Genomic DNA, 16666 nt, shown 5'->3' on the forward strand with positions numbered 1-16666 from the left:
CCCCATGCTCGTACTTCCTGAACGGCCACGGCGTAACCGGCGCACGGAAGCCATCCGCCGCCTGGTACGCGAAACCTCGCTGACGCCGGCGCATCTGGTCGCGCCGTTGTTTGTTGTTGACGGCGACCGCGAACGCCAGCCCATTCCCTCAATGCCGGGCTATGAACGGCTTTCGATAGACCTGCTGCTGGAAAAGTGCCGCCAGCTTGCCGACCTTGGTATTGGCGGCGTTGCCCTGTTTCCGGCGCTGCCAGCATACAAAAAGGACAAAACCGCCTCGGAAGCCACCAACCCGGACGGTCTCTTTCCGCGTGCGGTCAGCGCCGTCAAGGAGCAGGTGCCGGAACTGACCATTTTCACCGACGTGGCGCTCGACCCCTATTCCTGCGACGGTCACGACGGGCTGGTCTCGGAAACGGGTGAAATCCTCAACGATGAAACCGTCGAAGTGCTGGCCCGGATGGCCGTGCTCCACGCCCGCGCTGGCGCCGATTACGTAGCGCCGTCCGACATGATGGACGGGCGGGTTGGGGCCATTCGGGAAGCCCTCGATGTCGAAGGCTTTCACAATGTGGGCATCATGGCATACTCCGCCAAGTACGCCTCGGCCTTCTACGGCCCGTTCCGGGACGCGCTCGATTCGGCGCCCAAATTTGGCGACAAGAAGACCTACCAGATGGACCCGGCCAACGTCCGGGAAGCCCTGCGGGAAGTACGGCTCGATCTGGCCGAAGGCGCGGACATGGTGATGGTCAAACCGGCGCTGGCTTACCTCGATGTCATCCGGGCGATCTGGGAAATTTCGGACGTGCCCATCACGGCCTACCAAGTCAGCGGCGAATACGCCATGGTCAAGGCCGCGGCCGAGCGGGGCTGGATTGATGGCGACCGCGTCATGCTCGAAATCCTGCTGGCCATTCGCCGGGCTGGGGCCGATGTCATTTTCACCTACTTTGCCGAGGAAGCCGCACAACAGTTGGGATGACCCGCGAGGCGCTCAGGGAACTGCTGCTGGCCGTCCGGCAGGGAAGCTGCACACCGGAAGCGGCACTGGCCCAGTTGGCCGGACTGCCGGCGGAGCCGCTTGTCGGAGACGACGGGCAGCCCTTTGCCACCCTTGACCACGGGCGTGCGCTGCGGCAGGGCTTTCCCGAAGTCGTCTATGGCGCCTTGAAAACGCCGGAGCAGGTGGCGGCTATTGTCGGCCGCCTGTACGCGCATCACCCCAACCTGCTCGTCACACGTGCGTCGGAAGCGGCTTACCAGGCCGTGCAGGCGCTGGCACCGGAAGCCCGGTGGGATGCGACCTCCCGCCTGCTGTTCATCCGGCGCGATACGACCCGCTATGGCATCGGGCGCATTGTCGTTGTCTGCGCCGGCACGACTGACCTGCCGGTGGCGCGCGAGGCGCTTCTGACCTGTGAGGTCATGGGCAACGAAACGACGCTGGTGGCGGATGTCGGTGTTGCCGGACTGCATCGCCTGCTGGGCCACCTGGAGACACTGCGGCAGGCGCGCGTCATTGTCTGTGTCGCCGGCATGGAAGCGGCGCTGGCCTCGGTTGTCGGTGGACTCGTGGCCGTTCCGGTGATTGCCGTTCCGACCAGTGTCGGCTATGGGACGGCCCTGGGCGGCTTTGCGGCACTGCTCGGCATGCTCAATAGCTGTGCGCCGAATGTCACCGTGGTCAACATAGACAACGGGTTTGGTGCTGGCTACGTTGCGGCGCTCATCAACCGGCAGCCGGGTATCCAGGAAAGCACCGGCTGACGGGTAGGCTTTCCGGGCCGCGGCCCATTGGCTGCAAATTCGCTCCAAATGGCTGTTGCACCGGGTGAAGCCAAAGGCTTACCGTGAAGGTTTGCAGGCCGTGTTGGTTTGCAGAACCTTCACCCCCGTGCCTGATGCAGCCAGCCTGCGTCTTCACTGTGTCTGTTTTTGGAGGAAAGTAACCCTGATGCCTGATACCCAGCAGCATGAGATGCGACTCAAAACCGGTCTGGCGGAAATGCTCAAAGGCGGCGTCATCATGGATGTCGTCAACGTCGAGCAGGCGCGCATTGCTGAAGAAGCCGGCGCCGTGGCCGTGATGGCGCTGGAGCGCGTACCGGCCGACATTCGCCGCGATGGCGGGGTGGCGCGGATGTCCAACCCGCGCATGATCCGCCAGATTATGGAGGCCGTCTCGATTCCCGTCATGGCCAAGGTACGTATCGGACATACCGCCGAGGCCCAGGTGCTTGAAGCCCTTGGGGTGGACTTCATTGACGAGTCGGAGGTCCTCACTCCGGCCGACCCCTATCACCACGTCAACAAGTTTGCTTTCCGCGTCCCGTTCGTCTGCGGGGCGACCAACCTGGGTGAGGCGCTGCGCCGCATTGGCGAAGGTGCGGCCATGATTCGGAGCAAAGGGGAAGCCGGGACGGGCAACATCATCGAGGCGGTGCGCCACCTGCGGGAAATCCGCCGCGACATCCGCCTGCTGACCGTTCTCAACGAAGACGAGCTGATGGCCGAGGCCAAGCGGCTTCAGGCCCCCTATGAACTCGTGCGCTACGTGGCGCAGCACGGCAAGCTGCCGGTGCCGCTCTTTGCGGCCGGCGGCGTCGCCACTCCGGCCGATGCGGCGCTCTGCATGCAACTGGGCGCTGAAACCGTGTTCGTTGGTTCGGGCGTCTTCAAATCCAATGACCCGGCCCGCTTTGCCCGCGCCATCGTCAAAGCCGTGACGTTTTATCAGGACCCGGCCAAGGTCCTGGAAGCCTGCGAGGAAATCGAAGACGGACAGCCCATGCGCGGGCTGGCAATTGAAACCCTCCCGGCCGAACAGGTGCTTGCCGCGCGCGGCTGGTAGCCAAACCTTCCTGACCGTCTGCAAACCCTCGCGGACGGCGTTGGACATCCATCCTGGGCGTTGCCTATGCTGTAAAGGCTTTTCGGCAACGCCCTTTTGTTCTGGATGCCCACGATGTCACTGCGTGAAATCAGAATTACCCGTGTGACACCCGTCGGACCGGCGCCGACCTACAACGTGACCATGCGGGCACCGCTGCACAACTATTTTGTCAACGACCTTCTGACGGCCAACAGCCACTCGGTCTGCTACGGCGTGCTCGCCTACCGCACGGCCTATCTCAAGGCGCACTATCCGGCGCACTTCTGGGCGGCAGTGCTGACCAGCGAGCTGAACGACAGCGACAAGGTTGCCCGTTACATCGAGCGGGCACGGGCGCAGGGCGTCGAAATTCTGCCGCCGGATGTCAACATCAGCGAGCACGGTTTTACGGCGACCGCTGGCCGGATTCGGTTTGGTCTGATGGCCATCAAGGGCATCGGGGAAGCCACGGTGGATGCCATCCTCGAAGCCCGCGCGCAAGGCGGTCCGTTCCGTTCGCTGTTTGACTTCACCGAGCGGATTGATCCCAAGACGCTCAACCGGCGGGTGCTGGAAAGCCTGGTCAAGTCGGGTGCGCTGGACAGCCTGCCGGGGACGCGCGCCCAGAAGTTTGCTGCCATCGAAGCTGCACTCGAACAGGGGCTACAGGCGCACCGTGCCGCTGCAGCGGGACAGGTCTCCCTGTTTGACACACTGGCGGCTGACTCCGACCAGCCCCCGGAAACTGAACTGCCCAGGGTTCCCGACTGGACGGCCGAGGAAAGCCTGGCCGGTGAAAAAGCCACTCTTGGGTTTTACCTGACCGGCCATCCTCTGGCCGGCTTCCGTGAAACCCTGGCGGCGTTCAAAAGCCTGTCCTACGCCCAACTGGCCGGTCAGACGGCGGGCGATACCGTCAGCATGGGCGGCGTCATCAGCGAATTTACCGTGAAAAACACGAAGAAGGGCGACCGCTTTGCCGTCTTCAGCCTCGAAGACGAAACCGGAAGCATCGAGGTCATTGCCTGGCCCGAAACCTTCAGGCGGCTGGGCGAGCAGGTGGCGGATGGAGCCGCCGTACTGGTTACCGGCCGGCTGGAAATCGAAGACGGCAAACCGACCAGAATCGTCGCCGAAGCGGCCGAACCGCTGGAAGGGCTGCGGGAGCGGCATGCCAAAAGCGTCATGCTGCGCTTTGCAGCGGACGCACTCGATACTGCACAACTTGAAAAGCTCCGGGATGTGCTTGACCGCCATCGCGGAGAACGCCCCCTGATCTTCGTGCTCTCTCTGCCAAATGGTGTGGAAGCCCGCCTTCGCGCGCACCACACCTTCAGCGTGCGGCCCTCACTGGCGCTCGTGGAAGAACTGCAAGCTGGCTTCCCCGGCTGTACGGTTGTGCTTCAGTGAACGAAGCGCGCCATTTCTGGACGCAGGTTTGCTTATGACATCCCAGGTTGTCTCGCCCCAGCCCGAACCGGCAGCACCAACCCCTGAACTGGCAGCGTCGGCCGTCGCGCCGGAGCTGCCGCCGGAATTCAACAGCATCATCAACCTTCAACTCCCGGTCGAGGATGGTGTCCCCTTGGAAAGCGTCTGGCATCGGCTGCAAATCAATCTGCTCGACGACTGCCTGCACCAGCACTGGCGTGGGCGGACGGACTTTTTCGCCAGCGGCAACATGTTTGTCTATTACAGCCTGCAACAGGTGAAGACGATGGAGTACAAGGGGCCGGACTTCTTCGTGGTGAAGGACGTGGACGGCTCCTTCATCCGTGGGGCGTGGGTGGCCTGGGAGGAAGGCGGACGGCTCCCGGATGTCATCGTCGAGTTGCTCTCGCCTTCAACCCAGGCGGTCGATCTGGGTCAGAAAAAACAGCTCTACGAGCGGGTCTTTCGGACGGCCGAGTATTTCTGCTACGGCCCTGACCCGACGTTTGGCAAAACGCCGACACTTCAGGGCTGGGTGCTTGTCCGCGGGCAGTACGAAGCCATTGAACCCGATGCCCGTGGGTGGCTGTGGAGTCACCAGCTTGGAGCCTGGCTCGGTGAGTGGGAAGGGCAGTACCACGCGATGCAGAATCGGTGGCTGCGACTTTACGACCCCACGGGGCAGCTTATCCCAACCCGGGCCGAAGCGGCGGAAGCCGAGGCCGAACGCGCTCAGGCTGAAGCTGAACGCGCTCAGGCCGAAGCCGAACGCGCCCAGATGGAAGCCAGACAAGCCCGCGACGAAGCGGAAGCCGAGCGCGCCCGCGCTGAAGCCGCCGAGGCCCGGGCCGCCGCCCTCGCCGCCGAGATAGAGCGTCTGCGGTCCAGTCTGAAGGGAACGGACCAGGGCCCCGGCCTCGACGAACCGGCCTAGTCCGCTCCTGTCTCCTCACCGGAGGACTCCACCAGGCTCGCATCCACCACCCGGTCGTCTTCTGCCAGGGTGATGATCTTGACCCCCTGGGCATGGCGTCCGGTTTGCCGGATCGAGGCCACATCCACCCGGACAATCTGCCCCTGCTGTGTAATGACCATCAGCTCCTTGCTCTCCTGGACAGGAAGCACTTTGACCACACCGCCGGTTCGCTCCGTGACGTTCAGCGTGACCACCCCCTTCCCGCCCCGGTGCTGAACGGGATACTCCATGATGGGCGTCCGCTTGCCGAGACCGAGTTCAGACACGGAAAGAATCTCTTCGGTTCTCCCGACGACGGACATCCCCGTGACGTAATCGTTTTCCTCCAGCCGGATGCCAATGACGCCGTGCGCCGGGCGGCCCATCGGGCGCACGTCGCTTTCGTTGAAGCAGATCGCCTGGCCGCCAAAGGTCGAAATGAGGATATGCTGGTTGCCGTCGCTCTTCTGGACGGCAATGAGTTCGTCATCCTCCGCCACCCCCATGGCAATAAGCCCGTTGGAGCGGATGTTGGCGTATTCCGACAGTTCGGTTTTTTTGATCATCCCCCGGCGGGTCACAAAGACGACGAATTTCCCCGGCGTAAATTCACGCACCGCGATGGTTCCGGCCACCCGTTCGCCTTCCGGCAGTTCAATGAGGTTGACGATGGCTTTGCCGCGCCCGGCCGTGGCGGCATCGGGGATTTCATGCACCTTGATCTTATAGACCTGCCCCTTGGCGGTGAAAATGAGCAGAAAGCTGTGCGTTGAGGCAATGTCGAGGAATTCGACGACATCCTCGGCCTTGGTCGTCATCCCCCGCCGCCCTGTACCGCCACGTTTTTGCGTGCGATAGGCCGAAAGCGGTGTGCGCTTGATGTAACCTCCGCGCGTGATGGTGATGACCACTTCCTCATTCGGGATGAGGTCTTCAATCGTGAAATCCGTGCCTTCATCCACAATCTGGGTCCGGCGGGGTGTGCTGTAGGCTTTGCGCACTTCCTGGAGTTCCTGCACGATGACCGCCCGGAGCCTGGTTTCCTTTTCCAGAATCTCCCGCAACTCGGCCATGCGTTTGAGGAGATTTTCGTATTCGTCCAGCAGCTTCTGGCGCTCCATTCCGGTCAGCCGCTGAAGCTGCATTTCAAGGATGGACTGCGCCTGAACCTGGCTCAGGGCAAAGCGCGTCATCAACCCCTCGCGGGCTTCGGCGCTGGATTTAGCTCCGCGAATCAGGGCGATGACGGCATCCAGAACATCCAGGGCTTTCTTGAAACCCTCCAGAATATGCGCCCGGTGCTCGGCCTTGCGTAGCTCAAAGGCCGTCCGCCGCCGGACAACCTCGCGCCGGTGCTCGATGAAGTGACGTAGTATCTCCGCCAGGTCGAGAATCTGTGGCTGCCGGTTGACGATGGCCAGCATAATGATGCTGAATTTTTCCTGCATCGGCGTATGCTTGAACAGGTTGTTGAGCACCACCTGCGCCACCGCGCCGCGTTTCAACTCAATGACAATGCGCATGCCTTCCCGGTCGCTTTCGTCCCGCAGGTCCGCAATGTCCTCGATTTTTTTCTCGCTGACCAACTCGGCAATCTTTTCAAGCAAACTGGCCTTGTTGACCTGATAGGGCAGCTCGGTCACGACAATCGCCTGGCGCTCCCGTTCCCCCTTGCCGGCGACGTAGTCAATCGCGGCCCGGGCGCGCATCGTCACCGAGCCACGTCCGGTCAGGTAGGCGTCCCGAATGCCCTTGCGCCCGCAAATAAAACCGGCCGTCGGGAAATCCGGCCCCTGGATGAACTGCATCAGCTCCTCCACGGTGGCCTCTGGATGGTTGACAAGATGGATAGTGGCATCGAGCACCTCAGCCAGATTGTGCGGCGGGATGCTCGTGGACATCCCAACGGCAATCCCAGCGGCGCCATTGACCAGGACATTCGGAAAGCGGGCCGGCAGGACAACCGGCTCCCGAAGTGAGTTGTCGTAGTTTTCCTGAAAATCAACTGTTTCCTTCTCGATGTCGGCCAGCAGCATCTCGGCAATCGGTGCCAGACGCACCTCGGTGTAACGCATCGCAGCCGCAGCATCCCCATCCACACTGCCAAAGTTGCCCTGCCCATCAATGAGCGGCATGCGCATGGAGAAGTCCTGGGCCATGCGCACGATGGTGTCATAGACCGGCTGGTCGCCGTGCGGGTGATACTTACCAATGGCATCCCCAACCACACGGGCGCTCTTCTTGTAGGGCTTGTCGTAGGTGTTGCCCAGCTCGTGCATCGTCCACAGGACGCGCCGCTGCACAGGTTTGAGGCCATCACGGACATCCGGCAATGCCCGGCTGATGATGACCGACATCGCATAGTCGAGGTAACTCCGGCGCATCTCATCTTCGATGTTCGCCGGGATGATTTTTTGTTCCGTCATAACGCCACTTCAGAAAACAAAGTTGAACCAGCCTGGAAAAACATCATCGGCTCAGACGCAGGGCAGACTGGCGCATCTGTCAGAGGGGCAGCCGCCAGGCCAACTGCCCGACTTGTCACCACTGCGCTGGCTTCAATGGCTTGCTTCACACCTCGGCGAACTGGCTCGGCCAACTGCTGAAGCAACCCACGATCACTCACACCTGTACTCCTTGAGTTTGATGGGATACGTCTTTCCGTGCCCGTCTGATCCGCACGGCACAACCCAAACTGCAGGGACTACCCCAGCCGCTCGATGAGGGCGCGGATGTTTTCGACGCCACGCTGCAGGTTGTCGAGCGAATTGGCGTAGGAAATCCGCAGGTAGCCCTCGGCCCCGAAGGCCGAGCCGGCCGTGACAACGACATGCGCTTCTTCGAGCAGACGTTGGGCAAAGTCCACATCGCGCAGCCCGGTTTTTTCCAGAACGGCCGAAATGTCGGGAAAGGCATAAAAAGCCCCTTCCGGCATCCGGCACCGTACCCCCGGCAGGGCCGCCAGCGCCGACACAATCCAATCCCGCCGCGTACGATATTCCGCCAGCATGGCAGCGACCGAATCCTGGCTGCCGCGCAGGGCCTCGATGGCGGCCCACTGGGCAAAGGTCGTCGGATTGGAGGTCGAATGGCTCTGCACCTTGGTCATCTCAGCCACCCAATCCGGGTGCGCCAGAGCATAGCCAATCCGCCACCCCGTCATGGCGTAGGTCTTTGACAGCGAGCCGGACACCAGCACCCGCTCCCGCAGCGCCGCCGGTAACGCTGCCGCCGAAAACGGACGCCCCGGCGGATAGACGAACCGGTAGTAGCACTCATCCGAAATGAGCCATAGGTCCCGCGCGGCGCACAGCTCGGCAATCTGGTGAATGTCCTCCGGCGCGATGACCGCCCCCGACGGATTGGAAGGTGAGTTGAGAATGACGACCCTGGTGCGTGGCGTCAAAACGCGCTCCACCATCGCAGCCGTCAGCCGGAAGTCGTGCTCGTGCGTCGGAATGAAGACGCTGACGCCGCCGCAAAAGGCGACGATTTCGGGAAACGTCACCCAGTAGGGCGCCGGAATGACCACCTCATCCCCCGGATTGACCACACTCACCAGGGCATTGAACAACGTCTGCTTCCCGCCGGCTGACACGATGACGGCGCTGGTGGGATAGGTCGTTCCCGTCTCGCGCGCCATGTAGTCCACAATGGCCTGCTTGAGTTCGGCAATACCCGAAGCCGGCGTGTAGCGCGTCTTGCCTGTTTCGAGCGCCTGGATGGCTGCCCGGCGGATGTTCTCCGGGGTGTCGAAATCCGGTTCTCCGGCCCCCAGGTCAATCACCGTATGCCCTTGGGCGCGAAGCCGGGCCGCCGCCGCCGTGGCGGCCATGGTTGAAGAAGACTGCATGTGATCGAGCCGCAGGGCACGCCGAAACACCACCATAGCCAAGCCTCAGACAACCTTGTTTTGCAACTGCATAGACTGCGGATTGTGACCGAAAACCCACGTGGTGTCGAGTCAGGGCGTCGCACAGGGCTTCATTTCCGACGCCCCGTGTTGATCACGACGAGGATGCCACCGGCAAAAAACGGGCGGCGGTGAATGGAAACCATCCACCGCCGCCGTACTCTTCAGACCTGCCCGGTGACATCAATCAAACCGGCCGTTGCCGCGTCCCTGCTGCCAACCCCACTCACGATTGCCGCGCCAGTCGGGACCTCAGTCATTGCCGCGTCCGCGTCCCCGTGGTCCGCGTCCCCGTCCGGGTGCGCCACGCAGATCGTTGTACCCCTGCTCATAGCCGGCGCGATAGCCATCACGGAAGCCGCGCCGGTAGTTGCCATCGTGCCGCCACTCACGCTGGAAGCCCTGCATGGCATTCTCATAGGTTGCATTGCGGAAGTTCGGCAGGAATCCCTGGCGGCGGTCCTGGCGTCCCTGTTCAAAACCAAGCTGAAATCCGATGCCCCGCCCGCGCTCGCGTACCCACTGCTCCGAAGGTGGGCGGCGATTGAAGCGCGGGTCACTGACGCCCCACGGGTCCCAGTTTTGCGCCACAGCCGGTTGTGGTCCGCGTCCCCGTCCGCGTGCGCCACGCAGATCGTTGTACCCCTGCTCATAGCCGGCGCGATAGCCATCACGGAAGCCGCGCCGGTAGTTGCCATCGTGCCGCCACTCACGCTGGAAGCCCTGCATGGCATTCTCATAGGTTGCATTGCGGAAGTTCGGCAGGAATCCTTGGCGGCGGTCCTGGCGTCCCTGTTCAAAACCAAGCTGAAATCCGATGCCCCGCCCGCGCTCGCGTACCCACTGCTCCGAAGGTGGGCGGCGATTGAAGCGCGGGTCACTGACGCCCCACGGGTCCCAGTTTTGCGCCACAGCCGGTTGCGGTGTTCCAGCCAGAAACAACACACCAAACAACACGGCGCTCCAGATGAAGATTCGGCTTCGCAGGGTGGTCATCATCGCGTTGTCCTCCACAATCAAAGATGTTCACCTGCCATGGAGAATAACCCGCGTGCCACAGCCCGGACATGGGCGTTTTTCAGGCGTTTTTCGGGTTGACCGGCGGGTTCCTCCACCGTCTTGCCCAAATGACTAACCCATATCGTGCAGCGCCGTTTGGACGGACACCCCAAACCGTCACCGGCCAGCCAGCCGTTGTCTGGCAGCATGTTCAGAGCAGGATGCAAAAAAACTGACTTTGTGCCCTTCTACAGCATCCAACCGCACTGTGTTGGCATACGCTGCCGGAAGTTCCGGGAGCACCCGGCCGACCAAAGGAAAGGCGACTGATGACAGACTCCGCCGGGCTTTCGGGCCATTATTCCGTGAGGAAAAGCCCTATTACCTTCCGTTTCATCCTGTGGCTCAGTTTGTGTGGGTTGGTGAGCGGCTGCCTCACCGCCCACCCGGCGCAGTCCCAGGCCCTGCCCAATCTCACCCGACACACCCTGTCACACGGCGGTCTGACACGTACCTACCACCTCCACCGGCCCAGCCGCCTGGCCACGACGCCCGCGCCAATCGTCTTCGTGCTGCACGGCGGCGGCGGCGCTGGCGCTGAAGAGCTGGAACGCCGCCTTGGTTTTGCCCGGCTTGGCGAACAGAAAGGCTTCATCACCGTCTATCCGGCCGGCGTGGACGGGCAGTGGAATGACGGACGTGGCAAGACCTTCCGCCGCGCACGCGGCAACACCGACGTGGACGATGTCGGCTTCTTCCGGGCGTTGATTGACCACCTCGTGAAAACCGGGCAGGCGGACCCACAGCGCATCTATGCCACCGGCTTTTCCAACGGCGGCATGATGACCTACCGCCTAGGCATCGAGCTGGGCGACAGGCTGGCCGCCATCGCCGCCGGGATAGCCAACCTGCCGACCCGGTGGCGCGATACCACGCCGCCGCACCCGCTGCCTGTTCTCATTATGAACGGTACGGATGACCCGATGATGCCCTGGAACGGCGGCGAAGTACGGGTTCTCGGACGGGGCTACGGCACAGTGCTTTCAACCCGGGAAACGGCTGATTTCTGGCGCCGGGCCGCCGGACTGCCGGAAGAGCCAGCCGTGGAACGCCTCCCTGACCGCATACCGGATGACAACTGCCGGGTGGAGGTGCGCCATTGGGCCGGCCGGGACGCGGCCCATGAAGTCGTGCTCTACGCCCTGCTGGGCGGCGGCCACCAGATACCCGGCGGCCAAACGCCCAAAGCTCCCCGTCTTGTCGGCAACCAGTGCATGGAGATTCAGGCCACTGAAGTCATCTGGGAGTTCTTTGCCCGCCATCGCCGCCGGTGACAGAGCCGGCACCCGGGCCGGACGCCAACCCGCTTTCCGGCTTGTTCTCCGGCCGGCGGATTTGCAGCATGGACACCAGACCCATTCCGCAAGGCAGGTGGCCGTCCCGTGGTGCACGTCGTCAACCGCCAACGCCATGAACGCCTTGACCGCGCCGGACTGGCGCAGCTTGCCCAGGCAACGCTGGAAGCCGTCCTCGGCCCCCGTCTTGCAACGGCCGTGGATGTCAACCTCGTTTTTGTTGGCGACACCGCTATCCGGCGGCTCAACCACACCTACCGGGGCGTGGATGCCCCAACGGATGTCCTGTCTTTCGTTCACCTGGAACTGCCTTCACCCTACACGCACCGGCCGGCCCAGCGTGAAGCCTGGTTTTTCAGCCAGCCGGCAACGGGTCTCAATGGCGAACGTCCGCTTTTGGGCGAAGTCATCATTTCCACACCGACCGCGCGCTGTTATGCCGAACGCCATGCCTTGACATGCGCGGAAGAAATCCAAAGACTCGTCATCCATGGCATCATTCATCTGTGTGGGTACGACCATGAGACCGATACCGGGCAAATGACGCGCCTGGAACGTCGGCTTCGGCGGCGCTTCCTGCCTGCCGCCACAAACGCGCCGCCGGCTCATCAGCCGTGAGCCGCACACCGGCGCAGCGGGTGGAATAGTGTACGTCGTTCTATGGAGTATGAGCTAGCCTTTGTGCTTCTGACCATTGGCGGCCTGTTTTTCCTGGCTCTCGTCGAAAGCGCCCACGGCTCGATTTCTGAAGTCACCCTCCGCTCACTGGCTGCCGAGTTGCCCGATCCTTCGCCGCAGCGCGCCTTTCTGCGCCATCTGCTCAGCCACCGGCTGGATTTCTGGTTGAGTCTTTCACTCGGTCTCCAGTCGGGAACGCTCATCCTGACGGCGCTGGCCGTTCTGCTGGCCGATCGTTTTTCCTCGCCATGGGCATTGCCCGTGGCACTGGTCACGACGCTGTTTCTGGTCATCCCGGCCCGCCAAATCCTGCCGCGCATCCTTGTCCAGAATCAGCCCGAAGCCTATCTGCTCCGGCTGCTGCCCTGGTTTCGGTTGTACTTCCAAGCCGTCCAGCCCCTCGTCCGTCCCATGCGGCAGCTTATCCAGTGGTTTCGCATCGAGCCGGAGCGCAGCCTGGTTCCTGACTCGACGCCCCCCAACGAAGAGGAGAGCATTCAGGCGCTGATTGATGTCGGCGAAGAAGCCGGCATCATCGAGGAAGACGAAGGCGAACTCATCCAGTCGGTCATCGAGTTCAGCGACACAGCCGTGCGCGAAATCATGACGCAGCGCCCGGAAATCATTTCAGTTCGTGCGTCAGCCACTGTCCGTGAAGCCAGTGAAACCATGACGCGCGAACGGCACTCGCGGCTGCCGGTTTTCGAGCAGGACTCCGATGACATCGTGGGTTTTGTCTTCATCCGGGATGTCCTCGATTGCCTGCTCAACGGACGTGACCAGGAGCCGGTACGCAACATCGTCCGCCCGGCCTACTTCGTCCCCGAAAGCAAGAGCATCGCCGATCTGCTCGAAGACATGCGCAAGTCCGCCATGCAGATTGCCCTCGTCATTGACGAATACGGCGACGTGGCCGGACTCGTCACCATTGAGGACATCCTCGAAGAAATCGTCGGCGAAATCGAAGACGAAGACCAACAGTCAGAAGAAGCAGAAGTGCTTCAGGAAACGGATGGCGCGTGGCTGGTGCGCGGCAATACCGAAATTCGCAAGATCGAACTCGTCACGGAGTGCGAGCTGTCCGGCGACGACTTCCAGACGGTCAACGGCTTCATTGTCTCCGAGTTGGAGCGCGTACCTTCGACAGGCGAACACTTCATCGTCCGCGGGCTGGAAGTTGAAGTCCTTGAAAGCGACGGGCGCGCCATCCGCCGCGCGCGGCTGCGCAAAGCTGCCTCCACGTCACCAGCGACTGAAGAAACTTAGCGTGGATTCACCCTGCTGGACGGCGCGGAAGCGGCGCAAGTCGCCAATCGTTTCCACCACGGCATGCTTGGCGTGGTGCTCGACGATGAACCAGCCGTCCTCGTCCAGAAGCGGCTGGGTTCCCAACAACTCAAACAGCGGATCGTACAGCGGTGAAGCGTAGGGCGGGTCACAGAAGATAAGATCGAAGCGCCGCCCGACCTGGATGAACTGTTTGACGGCGCTGACGGCATCGCGCTGGACAACTTCCGCTTCCTCACCAATGCCGCACCGCGCCAGGTTTTCCATCAATGCCACCAGCGCACGGCGCGAGTGTTCAACGAAGGTTGCCCGCGCTGCCCCCCGGCTGAGCGCCTCGATGCCTACCGCGCCCGAACCGGCGCACAAATCCAGAAACGTCTTATCGCCGATGCGCGGAGCAAGAATGTTGAACAGGGTCTCGCGCAACCGGTCGGATGTGGGACGCACGCGCAAACCAGGTTCGCTGCGCAGGCGCCTGCCTTTGTGAATCCCCGCGATGACACGCATAGGCTACTCGGCCGCCAAGACCAAACCGACGGCGTTCCAAAACCGTTGCCCGTGGGCCATCGGCAAGCATGCCGCGCCCGGAGACCGGCTTCAAGCCACGACCGGCGTCAGTTGACCACGTTCCAACCGCCAGACCTGCTGACAGGTGGCGGCCAGCCGGCTGTCGTGCGTGACAAGCACCAGCGTCAGACCCTGGTCGCGCTGAAGTTCATGGAGCAGACCGAGAACGTCAGCCGCTGTCCGCTCATCGAGGTTGCCGGTTGGCTCGTCGGCCAGCAGCAGCGGCGGCGCATTGGCCAGCGCCCGCGCCAGCGCCACCCGCTGACTTTCCCCGCCGGAAAGCTCTGCCGGCAGGTGATGCTGGCGCTGCTCCAGACCGACGCGCTCCAGCAGCCGCCGGGCCCGCCGGCAGCTTTCATCCCATCTGACGCCGGCCATCCGCATCGGCAGGGCGACGTTTTCCAGGGCCGTGAACTCCGGCAGCAGGTGGTGGAACTGAAAGACGAAGCCGATGCTCCGGTTCCGAAAGCGCGCGCGCTCCGTTGGCGACAGTTCCCACAGGGACGTGCCGCCAATGCGTACTTCACCGGCCGCTGGCGCATCGAGGCCGCCCAGAACGTGCAGCAGCGTGGACTTTCCCACGCCCGACGCGCCCACAATGGCGGCCGCCGCTCTGCCTTCCACCGCCCACGACAGGTTTTCAAAAACCACGAGCGGCGGCTGTCCGGGCGACGCTGGCGGATAGCGGTAGGTCAGTTGGTGGACGGTGAGCACGGCTGACAGAACATGACGGCTGGACTCCGGCCGGGCCCGACACCGGGTAGGCGCTGCCGGTCATTCCTTGCGTTTGGGGCGCAGGTTGGATGCCAACACCCGCTTACGCAGACGAATGGACTTGGGCGTGACTTCAACCAGCTCATCCTCAGCAATGAACTCCAGGGCCTGTTCAAGCGAAAGCTCCCGCGCCGGCACGAGCCGGATGCCTTCATCGGCCGTCGAAGCCCGCATGTTGGTGAGCTTTTTCTCGCGGATGACGTTCACATCCAGGTCATTTTCACGGGAGTTCTCACCCACGATCATGCCCTCATAGACGGGCGTGCCGGGCTTGATGAACATTTCGCCGCGCTCCTGCAGGTTGTAGAGCGCATAGGCCGTCGCCTCGCCGGCGCGGTCGGCCACCAGGACGCCATTGAGCCGGGAAGGAATCGGCCCCAGCCAGGCGTCCCAGCGCAGAAACATCGTGTTGAGCAGGCCCGTGCCTTTCGTGTCGGTCAGAAACTCGGAGCGGAACCCAATCAGGCCCCGCGAGGGCACTTCAAACTCCATGCGGACGCGGCCCGTGCCGTGGTTGATCATTTTGGTCATCACGCCGCGCCGCCGGCCCATCGCCTCGGTGACGACGCCCACGAAGGTATCGGGGCAGTCCACCACGGCCAGCTCAATGGGTTCCTTGAGCACTCCCTGTTCGTAGCGCGTCACCACTTCCGGCTTGGAGACCTGAATTTCATAGCCTTCGCGGCGCATCTGTTCGATGAGGATGGCAAGCTGCAACTCCCCGCGGCCCGTCACCTTGAAGGCATCGGGTGAGTCGGTGTCCTCGACGCGGATGGAAACATTGCCCAGCAGTTCTTTTTCCAGCCGTTCCCGAATCTGGCGCGAGGTCACATACTTGCCCTCACGTCCGGCAAAGGGCGAGGTATTGACGCCAAAGACCATCGAGATGGTGGGTTCGTCAATCTGAATGAGCGGCAGGGCTTTGGGCTGTTCGGCATCGGCGATGGTTTCGCCGATGTTGATGTCGGGCACCCCGGCTACGGTGATGATGTCTCCCGAAGCGGCGCGCTCACACGGCACGCGCTTGAGGCCCTCAAAGGTGTAAAGCTGCGTGATGCGGTGCTTCTCGACCGAGCCATCCCGCTTGCACAGGCTGACCGCCTGCCCGGTTGTCAACTCGCCGGCGACGATGCGGCCAATCCCCAGGCGGCCCACGTACTCGTCATAGCCGATGTTTGTCACCAGCACCTGCAGGGGGTCCTGCCGCCGGTCAAGCGGCGCCGGGATGGTCTCAATGATCTGCTCGAACAGCACCCGCAGGTCAGAAGCGTCATCTTCCGGCCGCCGCTTGGCAATCCCGTCGCGTCCAATCGTATAGACAATCGGAAACTCAATCTGTTCCTCGTTGGCGTCGAGGTCAATGAACAGGTCATAGACTTCGTTGACCACTTCCTGAATGCGCGCATCGGGGCGGTCAATCTTGTTGATGACGACAATGGCCCTGAGATTGAGTTCCAAGGCTTTGGAAAGCACATAGCGCGTCTGCGGCAGCGGCCCTTCCGAGGCATCCACGAGCAGGATGACGCCGTCCACCATTTTCAGAATGCGCTGCACTTCGCCGCCAAAATCAGCGTGTCCGGGCGTATCCACGATGTTGATTTTGACATCGCCATAACGCACGGCCGTGTTTTTGGCCATAATCGTGATGCCGCGCTCGCGTTCGAGGTCGAGGTTGTCCATGACGCGCTCGGCCACTTTTTCATTGGGGCGGAAGGTGCCTGACTGGCGCAGCATCGCATCCACCAGCGTGGTCTTTCCGTGGTCAACGTGGGCAATGATGGCAACATTTCGCAGATCGGCGCGGGTTTTCACAGCATCTACCTCATCTCAGG

14 protein-coding genes are annotated in these 16666 nt (G+C 62.5%); 8 read left to right on the plus strand and 6 right to left on the minus strand.

The features are described 5' to 3' along the window. Window positions 1–4 precede the first annotated feature (4 nt). From hemB to J8C01_RS10690, 5 genes are all read left to right on the plus strand, one after another. The gene (gene hemB / locus J8C01_RS10670; protein ID WP_211431904.1) at window positions 5–985 is read left to right on the plus strand and encodes a porphobilinogen synthase; all 981 of its coding nucleotides are present in this window, start codon (window positions 5–7) and stop codon (window positions 983–985) included. Beyond that, complete coding sequence (gene larB / locus J8C01_RS10675) at window positions 982–1770, plus strand: nickel pincer cofactor biosynthesis protein LarB (RefSeq protein WP_211431905.1); 789 nt, start codon at window positions 982–984, stop codon at window positions 1768–1770. The genes hemB and larB overlap by 4 nt, the downstream gene beginning before the upstream one ends. A gap of 187 nt (window positions 1771–1957) precedes the next feature. Continuing rightward, window positions 1958–2854: a pyridoxal 5'-phosphate synthase lyase subunit PdxS gene (gene pdxS / locus J8C01_RS10680; RefSeq protein WP_211431906.1), complete on the plus strand. Its 897-nt coding sequence runs from the start codon at window positions 1958–1960 to the stop codon at window positions 2852–2854. A gap of 114 nt (window positions 2855–2968) precedes the next feature. Continuing rightward, window positions 2969–4285, plus strand: a complete 1317-nt coding sequence (locus J8C01_RS10685; protein WP_014100636.1) for a helix-hairpin-helix domain-containing protein — start codon at window positions 2969–2971, stop codon at window positions 4283–4285. Between the two features lie 34 nt (window positions 4286–4319). Beyond that, window positions 4320–5240, plus strand: coding sequence for a Uma2 family endonuclease (locus tag J8C01_RS10690; RefSeq protein WP_211431907.1), 921 nt, complete (start codon window positions 4320–4322; stop codon window positions 5238–5240). Here the strand turns inward: J8C01_RS10690 and gyrA are convergent. The 3 genes from gyrA to J8C01_RS10705 all read right to left on the minus strand — a co-directional run bounded on the left by gyrA (window position 5237) and on the right by J8C01_RS10705 (window position 10173). Beyond that, window positions 5237–7687, minus strand: a complete 2451-nt coding sequence (gene gyrA, locus J8C01_RS10695; protein ID WP_014100638.1) for a DNA gyrase subunit A — start codon at window positions 7685–7687, stop codon at window positions 5237–5239. The genes J8C01_RS10690 and gyrA overlap by 4 nt on opposite strands. Window positions 7688–7965: 278 nt before the next feature. Then, a complete protein-coding gene (locus tag J8C01_RS10700) occupies window positions 7966–9150 on the minus strand; it encodes a pyridoxal phosphate-dependent aminotransferase (protein WP_211431908.1) in 1185 nt (394 codons plus the stop codon). A 276-nt stretch (window positions 9151–9426) separates the two neighbouring features. Further along, on the minus strand, window positions 9427–10173 hold the full coding sequence (locus tag J8C01_RS10705) for a hypothetical protein (RefSeq protein ID WP_211431909.1): 747 nt from the start codon (window positions 10171–10173) through the stop codon (window positions 9427–9429). Between the two features lie 329 nt (window positions 10174–10502). On the opposite strand from J8C01_RS10705, the gene J8C01_RS10710 reads away from it, so the two are divergent. The 3 genes from J8C01_RS10710 to J8C01_RS10720 all read left to right on the plus strand — a co-directional run bounded on the left by J8C01_RS10710 (window position 10503) and on the right by J8C01_RS10720 (window position 13472). Further along, window positions 10503–11507: a CE1 family esterase gene (locus tag J8C01_RS10710; protein WP_249355450.1), complete on the plus strand. Its 1005-nt coding sequence runs from the start codon at window positions 10503–10505 to the stop codon at window positions 11505–11507. Window positions 11508–11615: 108 nt separating this feature from the next. Further along, window positions 11616–12146, plus strand: a complete 531-nt coding sequence (gene ybeY / locus J8C01_RS10715) for an rRNA maturation RNase YbeY (protein WP_211431910.1) — start codon at window positions 11616–11618, stop codon at window positions 12144–12146. Between the two features lie 42 nt (window positions 12147–12188). Further along, window positions 12189–13472 (plus strand): hemolysin family protein, encoded by a 1284-nt coding sequence (locus J8C01_RS10720; RefSeq protein WP_211431911.1) that lies wholly within the window; start codon window positions 12189–12191, stop codon window positions 13470–13472. Here the strand turns inward: J8C01_RS10720 and rsmD are convergent. The 3 genes from rsmD to typA all read right to left on the minus strand — a co-directional run bounded on the left by rsmD (window position 13449) and on the right by typA (window position 16646). Continuing rightward, window positions 13449–14000 (minus strand): 16S rRNA (guanine(966)-N(2))-methyltransferase RsmD, encoded by a 552-nt coding sequence (rsmD, locus tag J8C01_RS10725; protein ID WP_014100645.1) that lies wholly within the window; start codon window positions 13998–14000, stop codon window positions 13449–13451. The two genes, J8C01_RS10720 and rsmD, sit on opposite strands and share 24 nt — an antisense overlap. Window positions 14001–14090: 90 nt before the next feature. Then, window positions 14091–14774 (minus strand): ABC transporter ATP-binding protein, encoded by a 684-nt coding sequence (locus tag J8C01_RS10730; RefSeq protein ID WP_211422139.1) that lies wholly within the window; start codon window positions 14772–14774, stop codon window positions 14091–14093. A 60-nt stretch (window positions 14775–14834) separates the two neighbouring features. Continuing rightward, window positions 14835–16646 (minus strand): translational GTPase TypA, encoded by a 1812-nt coding sequence (gene typA, locus J8C01_RS10735; RefSeq protein WP_014100647.1) that lies wholly within the window; start codon window positions 16644–16646, stop codon window positions 14835–14837. Window positions 16647–16666: the final 20 nt, after the last annotated feature.

The sequence above is a fragment of the Chloracidobacterium sp. D genome (assembly GCF_018304685.1).
GTDB lineage: Bacteria > Acidobacteriota > Blastocatellia > Chloracidobacteriales > Chloracidobacteriaceae > Chloracidobacterium > Chloracidobacterium thermophilum.

What these genes read in the sequence shown, in the direction of transcription:
- hemB (WP_211431904.1), top strand. Translation starts at nt 5, where the DNA reads ATGCTCGTACTTCCTGAACGGCCACGGCGTAACCGGCGCACGGAAGCC.
- larB (WP_211431905.1), top strand. Translation starts at nt 982, where the DNA reads ATGACCCGCGAGGCGCTCAGGGAACTGCTGCTGGCCGTCCGGCAGGGA.
- pdxS (WP_211431906.1), top strand. Translation starts at nt 1,958, where the DNA reads ATGCCTGATACCCAGCAGCATGAGATGCGACTCAAAACCGGTCTGGCG.
- J8C01_RS10685 (WP_014100636.1), top strand. Translation starts at nt 2,969, where the DNA reads ATGTCACTGCGTGAAATCAGAATTACCCGTGTGACACCCGTCGGACCG.
- J8C01_RS10690 (WP_211431907.1), top strand. Translation starts at nt 4,320, where the DNA reads ATGACATCCCAGGTTGTCTCGCCCCAGCCCGAACCGGCAGCACCAACC.
- gyrA (WP_014100638.1), bottom strand. Translation starts at nt 7,687, where the DNA reads ATGACGGAACAAAAAATCATCCCGGCGAACATCGAAGATGAGATGCGC.
- J8C01_RS10700 (WP_211431908.1), bottom strand. Translation starts at nt 9,150, where the DNA reads ATGGTGGTGTTTCGGCGTGCCCTGCGGCTCGATCACATGCAGTCTTCT.
- J8C01_RS10705 (WP_211431909.1), bottom strand. Translation starts at nt 10,173, where the DNA reads ATGATGACCACCCTGCGAAGCCGAATCTTCATCTGGAGCGCCGTGTTG.
- J8C01_RS10710 (WP_249355450.1), top strand. Translation starts at nt 10,503, where the DNA reads ATGACAGACTCCGCCGGGCTTTCGGGCCATTATTCCGTGAGGAAAAGC.
- J8C01_RS10720 (WP_211431911.1), top strand. Translation starts at nt 12,189, where the DNA reads ATGGAGTATGAGCTAGCCTTTGTGCTTCTGACCATTGGCGGCCTGTTT.
- rsmD (WP_014100645.1), bottom strand. Translation starts at nt 14,000, where the DNA reads ATGCGTGTCATCGCGGGGATTCACAAAGGCAGGCGCCTGCGCAGCGAA.